The organism is Flexivirga alba, from assembly GCF_042661025.1.
Taxonomy (GTDB): domain Bacteria; phylum Actinomycetota; class Actinomycetes; order Actinomycetales; family Dermatophilaceae; genus Flexivirga; species Flexivirga alba.
In genome coordinates this window covers 1609941-1621030 of the sequence record NZ_JBHSWH010000001.1, presented here as the reverse complement: position 1 = coordinate 1621030, position 11090 = coordinate 1609941, and the positions used below count along the sequence as shown (strand labels likewise).

The 11090-nt window shown below is 67.5% G+C and carries 10 protein-coding genes; 5 read left to right on the top strand and 5 right to left on the bottom strand.

Going from position 1 to position 11090, the window contains the following annotated elements:
• Nucleotides 1-69: 69 nt before the first annotated feature.
• Nucleotides 70-963 (bottom strand): phosphoribosylaminoimidazolesuccinocarboxamide synthase, encoded by an 894-nt coding sequence (locus ACFQDH_RS07860; RefSeq protein ID WP_382400097.1) that lies wholly within the window; start codon nucleotides 961-963, stop codon nucleotides 70-72.
• A gap of 109 nt (nucleotides 964-1072) precedes the next feature.
• Between ACFQDH_RS07860 and ACFQDH_RS07855 the strand changes: the two genes are divergently transcribed.
• A complete protein-coding gene (locus ACFQDH_RS07855) occupies nucleotides 1073-1279 on the top strand; it encodes a CsbD family protein (RefSeq protein ID WP_382400095.1) in 207 nt (68 codons plus the stop codon).
• Between the two features lie 81 nt (nucleotides 1280-1360).
• Here ACFQDH_RS07855 and purD read toward each other — a convergent pair whose 3' ends face one another.
• A complete protein-coding gene (purD, locus tag ACFQDH_RS07850) occupies nucleotides 1361-2641 on the bottom strand; it encodes a phosphoribosylamine--glycine ligase (protein ID WP_382400093.1) in 1281 nt (426 codons plus the stop codon).
• Between the two features lie 481 nt (nucleotides 2642-3122).
• On the opposite strand from purD, the gene ACFQDH_RS07845 reads away from it, so the two are divergent.
• From ACFQDH_RS07845 to ACFQDH_RS07830, 4 genes are all read left to right on the top strand, one after another.
• Nucleotides 3123-3953 (top strand): helix-turn-helix transcriptional regulator, encoded by an 831-nt coding sequence (locus ACFQDH_RS07845; RefSeq protein WP_382400091.1) that lies wholly within the window; start codon nucleotides 3123-3125, stop codon nucleotides 3951-3953.
• A 66-nt stretch (nucleotides 3954-4019) separates the two neighbouring features.
• Nucleotides 4020-6179 (top strand): HelD family protein, encoded by a 2160-nt coding sequence (locus ACFQDH_RS07840; protein WP_382400089.1) that lies wholly within the window; start codon nucleotides 4020-4022, stop codon nucleotides 6177-6179.
• Between the two features lie 43 nt (nucleotides 6180-6222).
• A complete protein-coding gene (locus ACFQDH_RS07835; RefSeq protein ID WP_382400087.1) occupies nucleotides 6223-6507 on the top strand; it encodes a chorismate mutase in 285 nt (94 codons plus the stop codon).
• 100 nt (nucleotides 6508-6607) lie between these two features.
• Entirely contained in the window at nucleotides 6608-7567 is a 960-nt protein-coding gene (locus ACFQDH_RS07830) for a cation diffusion facilitator family transporter (protein WP_382400085.1), read from the top strand.
• A gap of 126 nt (nucleotides 7568-7693) precedes the next feature.
• Here the strand turns inward: ACFQDH_RS07830 and lysS are convergent, their stop codons facing one another.
• From lysS to ACFQDH_RS07815, 3 genes are read right to left on the bottom strand one after another with little or no spacing between them, the layout of a single operon-like run.
• Entirely contained in the window at nucleotides 7694-9433 is a 1740-nt protein-coding gene (lysS, locus tag ACFQDH_RS07825; protein WP_382400083.1) for a lysine--tRNA ligase, read from the bottom strand.
• Nucleotides 9434-9482: 49 nt separating this feature from the next.
• Nucleotides 9483-9752, bottom strand: coding sequence for a hypothetical protein (locus tag ACFQDH_RS07820; RefSeq protein WP_382400081.1), 270 nt, complete (start codon nucleotides 9750-9752; stop codon nucleotides 9483-9485).
• 1 nt (nucleotide 9753) lies between these two features.
• Nucleotides 9754-11058, bottom strand: coding sequence for an adenylosuccinate synthase (locus ACFQDH_RS07815; protein WP_382400079.1), 1305 nt, complete (start codon nucleotides 11056-11058; stop codon nucleotides 9754-9756).
• Nucleotides 11059-11090 lie beyond the last annotated feature (32 nt).

Genomic DNA, 11090 nt, shown 5'->3' with positions numbered 1-11090 from the left:
GAACGACCGAGCGGAGTACGGAATCACTCCAAATCCGTACTCCTGTCGGTCGGGTGCTACTCCTCTCGGTCAGGAGAAGGTGCGGCCAGTCAGCGTCTGGTAGGCCTCGACATACTTCGCGCGCGTCTGCTCAACGACCTCGTCGGGCAGCGCGGGCGGCTCCTCGCCAGAACTCTTCGACCAACCACTGGCCGACGAGGTCAGCCAGTCGCGCACGAACTGCTTGTCGTATGACGCCTGGCGATGACCCGGCTCCCAGTCCGCAGCCGGCCAGAAGCGCGACGAGTCGGGGGTGAGCACTTCGTCGGCCAGCACGACTGTGCCGTCGGTGCGGATGCCGAATTCCACCTTGGTGTCCGCGATCAGAATGCCGCGCGGGGCCGCAATCTCGTTGCCGCGCTCCAGGATTCGCACGGTGAGGTCACGCAACTCCGCGGCGCGATCGGCACCGACCTCGGCAACGACGTCCGCGAACGGCATCGGCTGGTCATGCTCTCCGGCCGGCGCCTTGGTGGACGGGGTGAAGACCGGCGGGTCGAGGCGCGAGGCGTCGACGAGACCGCCCGGTAGCTGAAGCCCGGAAACCGTTCCGTTTGCTTCGTATTCGGACAATCCCCCACCCGTCAGGTATGCCCGCGCCACGCACTCCACCGGCACCATCTCGAGCCGTTCGACGAGCACCGCCCGCCCGGCAACGGCGTCCGGCACGTCGGTCGACACGATCTGGTTCGGCACCAGCGACTCGAGCTGCTCGAACCACCACAGCGACAGCTGGGTGAGCACTTTCCCCTTGTCCGGGATGGGCGTCGACAGCACGTGGTCATAGGCGGAGATGCGGTCGGATGCGACGAGCAACACCTGGTCGGTCCGCGGAGCGCCCGAGTCGTCGAGCGGGGCGTAGAGGTCACGGACCTTGCCCGAGTAGACGTGGGCGAATCCGGGCAGCTCGAGGGCGCTGGTCATGCGCAGATTCTCCCAGCACTCACCGCGACCCGGTCATTCGGGGGACGATCCGCAACGTTGTACGTTGGAAGAACATGTAAGTCACTTCCCAGCCACGAAGGAGTTCGACATGGGTCTGAAGGACAACCTGAGCAACCTTGCCGAAGAAGCCAAGGGCAAGGCGCAGGAAGCCATGGGCAAGGCGACCGGCGACGAGGGCAAGCAGGCCGAGGGTGAGGCCACCCAGTCGTCGGCCAACTTCAAGCAGGCCGGCGAGAACCTCAAGGACGGCGACCTCAAGGGTGCCGCGAACGATGCAAAGGACGCGTTGGACTGAGCCACCCGGCTCGTTTCCTCGCGACAAGGCCCCGGACAGCAGCGCACCTGCTGTTATCCGGGGCCTTCTCCGTACGCGGTCTCACACAGTCGGCAGCGCCACCGTTCCCTCGGCCGCCGCCAGGGCGATGTCCGTGCGGTGGTGCGAGCCGGCCAGCTGCACCCCGTCAACCAGCTTGTATGCCGCGGCCCGAGCCGTGGCCAGATCCGCGCCCACCCCGACGGCGGACAGCACCCGACCCCCGGCAGACACCAACGCTCCGGCGTCATCTCGCGCGGTTCCGGCATGCAGCAGGTAGGCCTCGTCCGAGCCACCGTCGACACCCGAGATCGGATCACCGGTGCGCGGTGACGCGGGGTAGCCCGCACTGGCGACCACCACGGTCACCGCTGCGTCGTCCTGCCAGGTCAGCGGCGGCAGCTCGTCGAGCTTTCCGTCGGCAGCAGCGCGCAGCAGTGTCCCGAGCGGCGAGCGCAGCCGGGCCAGCACGACCTGTGTCTCAGGATCACCGAAGCGAGCATTGAATTCGATGACACGCGGCCCGGCGGGCGTCAGCGCCAGCCCGACATACAGGACACCGGCGAAGGGCGTGCCACGCCGGCGCATCTCGTCCACGGTCGGCTGCGCGACCCGCGCAACCACATCGTCGACGAGCCCGTCGGGCGCCCACGGCAGTGGCGAATATGCCCCCATCCCACCGGTGTTCGGCCCTTCGTCGCCGTCGCCGACTCGCTTGAAGTCCTGCGCCGGCTCCAGCGGGACGACCGTCGTGCCGTCGGTGATGCAGAAGAGCGACACCTCCGGCCCGGAGAGGAACTCCTCGACGACGACCGTGCCGCCGCCGGCGAAACAGCTGCGCGCGTGATCGAGAGCGTCGTCGAGTGAGTCGGTCACGACGACGCCTTTGCCCGCGGCCAGACCGTCGTCCTTGACGACATACGGAGCTCCGGTCGCCTCGAGCGCGGCGGTTGCTTCCTCCGGCGTCGCGCACACGTAGCTACGCGCGGTGGGCACGTCCGCAGCCGCCATGACCTCCTTGGCGAACGCCTTGCTGCCTTCGAGCTGCGCAGCCTGCGCGGACGGGCCGAACACAGCGATCCCGGCCGCGCGGAGGGCATCCGCGACACCCGCGACGAGCGGCACCTCGGGCCCGATCACCACGAGGTCACTACCGAGGGTGCGCGCGAGCTCGACAATCGCGTCGGTGTCGGTCACGCCACCGGTCAGCGGGTGGCATTGCGCGACTGCTGCGACGCCGGGGTTGCCCGGTGCCGCGTCAACCTGGGTGACGTCGGGGTCGCCCAACAGTCCGCGGACGATGGCGTGCTCTCGGGCACCTGAACCGATGACAAGGGCTCTCACGGGGTGAGAGCCTACGCGGTGGATATATGGCGGTGGACCCTTCCCGAAAGTCAGGGGGAGGTCTCCCGGGAAGGGCCCACCAACGAACACAGGGTCAGCCGGAGGGGGACTCGGCGACGCTTCCGCGCTCGTCACGACCCGAAGGTCGTTGAACCCACTATGACATGCACGCGCCTATCTTGTTAAACGACTGCTGTCGGACTGTCGTCATTGTCGGTAATCCGCCATACTGTGACCACGATGCGCCGCCTCCGCGGGCCGCCGTCCCGCCAGATCCGCACGAGGAGGGCCTGCCTGTGCCCAAGCGCCGCGCACGATCGATCGCCGCTCCGGTGACGCATCTCGACCCCGCCGACGACGAGGTCGCTCCCTCTATCTGGCGATCCTCGAAACCGGTGACCCAACGCGGGATTCCCTTCGCGCCCAAGGGTTTACGACCGATCAACTGGATCGTTTGCTGCCGGTCCTGGAGAACCGCCGAATGATCCAGCCGGTGGATGGCGAGTCGTGGTCCGTGGTGCCGCCGGACGTCGCGATGCCGGCCTTCGCCGCCGAACTGGAAGCGCGTGCCCGTATCGTGCGAAGCACGGCTCAGGCGTTGTCCCGGGTCTACCTGCGGACCCGCGCAGCCGACCGCACTGAGGCCACCTCGGGCGCCGTTCTGCTGGAGTCACTGGTCGATGTCGCGCAGGCATTGCACCAGGTCACCACCACCGCGCAGGAGTGGGTGCTGTCCAGCCGCGCCGACTCGCCCCTGTCGCGCTACCTGCTCGACGCACCGCGACCGATCTCGACCACACAGTTCCTGGACAGCCACGGCGAGCCGTTGAATGTCCGGCTCGACATCGACCCTGGCCTACTACCCGAACCCAACGTGCTCGAGATCATGCAGGCACGTGTCGAGGCGGGCGACGACGTGCGTCTGACCAGGGGCGTGCCGTTCACCGGCGCGGTCAACGACCAGGGCCTGGCCATGATCGACCTCGGTGATGACGGCGGGTCTCCGGTCGGCATCCTGCTCAATCGGCCGGCCGGTAGCGCGCGCGTTCAGGCGGTCCTGGAGTTCGCCTGGCGGCTGGGCACGCCGTGGCAGCCTTCGGGCGCACCGGCATCGGACTCCGATTTCCTGGAGCCCCGCGATCGCAGCATTCTGCGACTGATGGCCGGTGGCGTGTCGGACGCTGCGATCGCCCGCCAGCTGGGCATTTCTTCGCGCACAGTGGAACGCCGGATTCGGGTCTTGCTCGACCGGCTCAATGCGACCACCCGCTTCCAGGCGGGCGTACAGGCTGCCCGGCAGGGTCTCATCTGATGGGCAGATTAGACTCAGGGGTTCGCTGCATTCGCAGTGGTTCGTCACTCACCTCCTGGGGGCATTGTGAGCGCTGACCGATCCGGGATCTCGCCTGCTGTCGCGGCGGAGATCGCGACCGAGCAGGCGCACGTCGATCAGGTGTATGCCGAGCTGACCAAGGCCGGCGAGCGCGCAGCGCTCGTGGAGGCCGAAGGACTGGCTCGCGGTCGCACCGACCGGACCGGCGAGGCACGCGAGGAGGAGGTCACCGGCCTCTTCGAGCGCGATGCGCTGGTTTTCAACGCCGGGCGCCGGCGACAGAGCCTGCAGACGCAATACGAAGGTCTGGTCTTCGGCCGACTCGACCTCGAGCACGACAAGCCCGATCAGGACGGCGAGACGCGCGAGGTCCGCTACATCGGCCGCCTCGGCGTGCGTGACGACACCTACGATCCGCTGGTCATCGACTGGCGCGCACCTGCGGCGTCACCGTTCTATCGCGCCACCCCGGTCGAGCCGCAGGGCGTGATCCGTCGACGGGTGCTGCGCTGCCGCGACTCCCGCGTGCTCGGTGTCGAGGACGACCTGATGGTGCCGGAGGCGCCCGAGGGCATGGTCGTCGTCGGCGACGGCGCGCTGATGGCCGCACTCACCCGTTCGCGAGGTGCCCGGATGCGCGACATCGTCGCCACCATCCAGCGCCACCAGGACGAAGCGATCCGTGCCGACAGCTCCGGGGTCACCGAGATCACCGGCGGCCCGGGCACCGGCAAGACCGTGGTCGCGCTGCACCGGGCGGCATACCTGCTCTACTCGCAGCGGCGGAAGTTCGAGGCCGGCGGCATCCTGGTCGTCGGACCGTCCGCGGCATACACCGCCTACATCGAGCGCGTCCTGCCCTCACTCGGCGAGGAAAGCGTCACCCTGCGCTCACTCGGCGACCTCGTCGACGGTATGACGGCAACCCGCTTCGACTCCCCCGAAGCCGCGGAGGTGAAGGGCTCCACCAGCATCCGCCAGGTGCTCAGCCGGGCGGCACGCGACATGGCACCAGGATCGGCGACGCAGTTCCGCGCCATGGTCGACGGCCAGCCGATCCGCATCGATACCCCGGAGCTACTTCGCATCCGGCGCCGGGTGCTGCGCCACCACCAGCACAATGCGGCCGCCGACGCGGCGACCGCGGCACTGGCCGAGAGCGCTTGGCGACAGGTCACGGGCGGCGACGAGAAGTCCGAGTTCATCGATCACTTCATCGACCACCGCGACGTCGAGGCCTTCGTCAATGACTGGTGGCGCCCGGTCGACCCACGCGAGGTGCTGCTGTGGCTGGCCGACGACGAGCGCGTCGAGTCCTACACGCGTGGCATCCTGACCGCGGAGCAGACGACACTGCTGCGTGACTCGATGCGAGCAGCACTGGCCACGGGCAGCTGGTCGGTCGCCGACGTCGGCCTGGTCGACGACGTGCTCTCCCGGGTCGGCGTCGTTCCGGACGCCCCTCGTGAGGAACGCGGCTTCTATGAGATCGAGGAGCTCGACGACCGCGGAGTCGCCGAACTCGGTGGACAGCAACGCTTTCGGAGCGACCAGGTCGGCTATCAAGTCACCCCCACTGATCCCCGCGAGCGACTGCTCGTCGGCAAGGTCAGCCGCTCCGACGAATACGCACACGTCCTGGTCGACGAGGCGCAGGACCTCTCGCCGATGCAGTGGCGGATGCTCGGTCGCCGCGGCCGATACGCCTCGTGGACCGTCGTCGGCGACGCCGCGCAGAGTTCTTGGCCGCTGGCCGAGGAGTCCGTGCAAGCGCGCGACGAGGCGTTCGGCAACAAGGCGCGCCGTCGCTTCCACATGGACACCAACTACCGCAACGCCCGCGAGATCTTCGACTACGCAGCGGAGCAGATCCTGCCCGTGGTGCCCGATGCCGACATCCCGCAGGCCGTCCGCGAGACCGGTGTCGAGCCGTTGCAGCTGACGGCGTCGCGACACTCACTGGCCGACGAGGTTCGCGGTGCGGTCAAGAATCTGCTCGACGAGGTCGAAGGCAGCATCGCGATCATCTCCCCCGAGCGACACCGCGAGTTGCTGGTCCATGTGCCCCGAGAAGCACACGAGCGCGTCGTGCTTGTCGACCCGATGTCGACGAAGGGCCTCGAGCACGACGCCACCGTGGTGGTCGACCCAGCGGAGATCATCGCCGAATCCCCGGCGGCGCAAGGGTTTTGTATGTCGCCCTGACCCGTGCCGCACATCGCATGACAGTTCTGGAGGTGCACGACGCATGACGGATGACCGACTCGAGGCATACCGCCGCTCCATCGACAACATCGACGCCGCGCTGATCCACATCCTCGCCGAGCGTTTCCGGATCACCAAGGCCGTCGGCGAATACAAGGCAACGCACGACTTGCCGCCGGCCGACCCGGCGCGCGAGGAGAAGCAGATCGCTCGATTGCGTGCGCTGGCAACCGAATCCGGGCTCGACCCCGAGTTCAGCGAGAAGTTCCTGCGCTTCGTGATCGACGAGGTCATCCACCACCACGAGCGCATCCGCGAGTCGAGCTGAAGCAGACCGTGATGCGCCGACTGACGCAGTCAATGGCGACTGACGCACCTGCAAAGGCGTCAGTCGCCGTCAACTGCGTCACTCGTGGCGGAGCGTGCCCGTGACCGGTCACCACGACACCGGCCACCACGACACAGGCCATGACCATGCCGGCCAAGGCGGGCACTCGCACGGCGTGAGCGCGGACGCCGATCGGCGCTATCTGATCGGCGCAATCACCCTGCTCGGTCTCTTCATGATCGGCGAGGTCATCGTCGCGTTCGCCTCGGGCTCGCTGGCTCTGCTCTCCGATGCCGGCCACATGCTCAGCGACGTCGGCGCGATCGCAGCCGCCCTATGGGCGATGCACCTGGCAGCCCAACCCGCCCGTGGTCGGTGGACCTTCGGCTGGAAACGCGCCGAGATCCTGTCCGCTGCAGGCAATGGCGTGACACTGCTCGTCGTCTCGGGAATCGTTGCGTTCGAAGCGATTCGACGACTGATCAGCCCGCCAGAGGTCGAGGGCGGCGCGGTCGTGATCGTCGCCCTGGTCGGGGTGGCCGTCAACATCGCCGCCGCCTGGATGCTCGCCCGAGCCAACCGCACGAGCCTCAACGTCGAGGGCGCCTACCAGCACATCGTCACCGACCTCTACGGCTTCATCGGCACCGTGATCGCCGGCGTCGTCATACTCCTGACCGGGTGGACGCGTGCGGACCCGATCGCGTCGCTGATCGTCGTCGCGCTGATGCTGTATGCCGCCTGGGGGCTGCTCCGCGACAGCGGTCGCATCCTGCTCGAAGGCGCGCCGCTGGGCGTCGACCTGGACTCGCTGCGCTCACATCTGTTGGAAACAGAGCACGTTCGCGCCGTGCACGACTTACACGTGTGGACCGTGACGTCCGACCTGCCCGCGCTGTCGGTGCACGTCGTGGTCGAGGACGAGTGCTTCGCCGACGGCCACGCGCCTCAATTGCTGGATCAGTTGCAGGCGTGCCTGCACGGCCACTTCGACGTCGAGCACTCGACCTTCCAGCTGGAGCCGGCCAGTCACTCCGCACACGAACCCGGCACCCACTGAGTGACCTCGCCGAGAGGACACCCAATGTGTCGAGAGGACACCGGATTTCGGCTCAAATCGCCGCTTTTGGGTGTCCTCTCGGTGAACGGGTGTCCTCTCGCCAATGGGGAGCCACCGGCGGGTTGGTCAGCCGCCGAGCAGGGTCCGCGTGCGCTTCGCACCAACCGCGAGCAGCAACGTCGGCAGCCGAGGACCGGTGTCCTTGTCGACCAACAGGTTGTAGAGGAGCTTGAAGAACTCACGCTGAGCCGCTCCGAGCTCCTTGTCGCCCTTGACGATCTGGTCGGCAGCCAGCCCGCGCTGCACCTTCGGCACGCCATAGACCTGGTGGGTCAGCCCGTCGAGCGACCACGCAGCATCGAGCGCAGGCAGGTCAGCTCCGTTGCCGTCCAACAGGATTCGCAGGCCTTCACGCTCGGTCTCCGACAGCGCCGCCAGCCGCTCGGTGTCGGCCGACGCACGCACCACAGTGCGCTCCTCGTCGGTCATCTGGGTTTCGACCCAGTGCTCCACACAGGTCAACCGCGGGCGCAGCTGATCCAGCGAAGTCACCGGATCGTCCGCGTCGAGAGCGCTGACGATGCGCAGCGTCTGGTCTGCGTCACCCGTGGTGATGTCCACGATCGACGCGAGCGTCCGGTAGGACACCGGTCGCGACGTCGACGGCAACGAGCCGACCGTCGTCGACGAGGCCCGCGTGTATGCCGCAACGTCCCCCGGCTGCCCCTTGTCGGAGTCGACCTTCTTGGCGAGGGAGTCCCATTCGTCATACATCCGCTCGACCTCGGAGTCGAAGGCGACGCTGAAGGACTGCGCCGGCTTGCGCCGCGCGTAGAGCCAGCGCAACAACTGCGGCTCCATGATCTGCAGCGCGTCGGCGGGTGTCGGCACCCCGCCACGTGAGGACGACATCTTGGCCATGCCCTTGATGCCAACGAAGGCGTACATCGGGCCGAGCGGTCGCTCCCAGCCGAACATCGGCGCCAGCTCCTTGCCGACGACGTATGACGACCCCGGCGACTGGTGGTCGACGCCGGAGGGCTCGAAGGTGACCTTCTCGAAGGCCCAGCGCATCGGCCAGTCGACCTTCCACACCAGCTTCCCGCGGCGGAAGGTGCGCAGGATGACCGTCTCGGTGTGACCGCACCGGCAGGTGTAAGTCATCTCGGTGGTGGCGTCGTCATACGCGGTCACCGTGGTGAAGTCGGTGCCGCACTCGGTGCAGTAGGGCTTGTAGGGGTAATAGCCGGTCTCGCCGCGTCCGTCGCCCTCGGCGGCAGCGCCGGAGCCTTCCTCGGCCTCGGCGGCAGCGGCGGCCTCTTCCTCAGAGAGCTTCTGCTTCTTCGCCTTCTTCGGGCCGAGCGTGCGGTATTGGTCGAGCACCTTGTCGATCTCACTGCGTTGCGACATCGCGAAGAGGATCTGCTCGGTGTAGGTACCGGACAGGTATTTGCCGGTCTGGCTGATGCCGCGGTAGGTGATGCCGAGCTCGACGAGGCTGTCCTCGAGCTGGCCTCGGAAGTGCTCCGCCCAGCTGGTGGCGGTCGAACCCTTCGGCGGTGGCACGTCGGTCAGCGGCTTGCCGATGTGCTGCTCCCAGGAGCTGTCGACACCCGGCACGTTGGGCACCTTGCGGAAGCGGTCGAAGTCGTCCCAGCTGATGATGTGCTCGGCCTCGATGCCGCGCCGGCGGACCTCGTCGGCGACCAGGTGCGGCGTCATCACCTCGCGCAGGTTGCCCAGGTGGATGGGCCCGGACGGCGAGATGCCGGAGGCGCACACGACCTTGGTGCCCTTGGCCTTCGCGTCGGCGATGGTCTCGTCGGCGAGTCGGGACACCCAGTCGTCAAGTTGCTGATCAGTCACGACCGCAAAGTTTACGGGCCGTCCGGCAGTGGCCTGTGCACGGCCGTCGTCAGCTGACCTGGATCGCCCAGTCCAGCAGGAAGAGCCCGAACAGCACTGCCGGCACGGCGCCCGCCATCAGGCAGCCGACCTTGCCGCGCTTGGACTGCAGTTCCTCGCCCTCGGGCGATTGCTGCACCTCGCGACGCAAGCGCCACCAGGTGACCACCGCGAAGACAGCCATCCCGAGGAAGACGATCGCCAGCAACCACAGGGTGATCCGGAACGCCAGCGGCGGTGTCTTGCCGCTGACCGTGCGCGCGGCGAACTGAGCGAGCACCTCAGCCCTCGAGCAGGTCGTGCCGCACGATGATCTCCGAGCGGCCGGGGCCGACGCCGATCACCGAGATGCGTGCGCCGATCCGCTCCTCGACGAACTCGACATACGCGCGGCAGTTGGCCGGCAGGTCCTCGTAGGTGCGGCAGTGCGTGATGTCTTCGAACCAGCCCGGGAGTTCTTCGTAGATCGGCTTCGCGTGGTGGAACGCGCTCTGATCGGCCGGCATCTCGTCGTGACGGACACCGTCGACGTCATACGCGACACAGACCGGGACCTTCTCGAGGCCGGACAACACGTCGAGCTTGGTGAGCACGAAGTCGGTGATGCCGTTGATGCGGTAGGCGTAGCGGCCGATGACGGTGTCGATCCAACCGCAGCGGCGCGGCCGACCGGTGGTCACGCCGAATTCGGCGCCGGTCTTGCGCAGGAATTCGCCTGAGTCGTCGAGCAATTCGGTCGGGAAGGGGCCCTCTCCGACGCGCGTGGTGTAGGCCTTGAACACACCGATGACCGAGCTGATCCGGGTCGGCGGGATGCCCGCGCCGGTACACGCACCGCCGGCCGTCGCGTTGGAGGACGTGACGTAGGGGTAAGTGCCGTGGTCGACATCGAGCAGAGTCGCCTGACCGGCCTCGCAGAGCACGACCTTGCCGTCGTCGAGCGCGTGACTGATCTCCAGCGAGGTGTCGGTGACCATCGGGCGCATCCGGTCGGCATACGACAGCAGTTCTTCGACGACCTCGTCGACCGAGATCTCGCGGCGGTTGTAGAGCTTGACCAGGATCTGGTTCTTGACCTCGAGCGCGGCCTCGACCTTCTGCCGCAGGATCGACTCGTCGAAGAGGTCCTGCACGCGGATGCCCGCGCGGTTCATCTTGTCGGCGTATGTCGGCCCGATGCCTCGGCCGGTCGTGCCGATCTTCTTGGAGCCGAGGAACCGCTCGACGGTCTTGTCGAGCACCCGGTTGTACTCGGCGATGATGTGCGCGTTGCCGCTGATCCGCAGTGCGGAGGTGTCCAGACCACGTGACTGCAGGCCTTCGAGCTCCTCGAAAAGCACGGCCAGGTCGATGACGACGCCGTTGCCGATGACCGGCGTCACGCCGGGCGACAGGATCCCGCTGGGCAGCAGGTGCAGTGCGTACTTCTCGCGGCTACCGTCGGGCTGCTCGATGACGACCGTGTGGCCGGCATTGTTGCCGCCGTTGAACTTCACGACGTAGTCGATGCGGTCGCCGAGGAGGTCGGTCGCCTTGCCCTTGCCTTCGTCGCCCCATTGGGCTCCGACAAGCACGATCGCTGGCATGCTGCTGCCCCTCTTCCGGTCAGTGGTGAGCA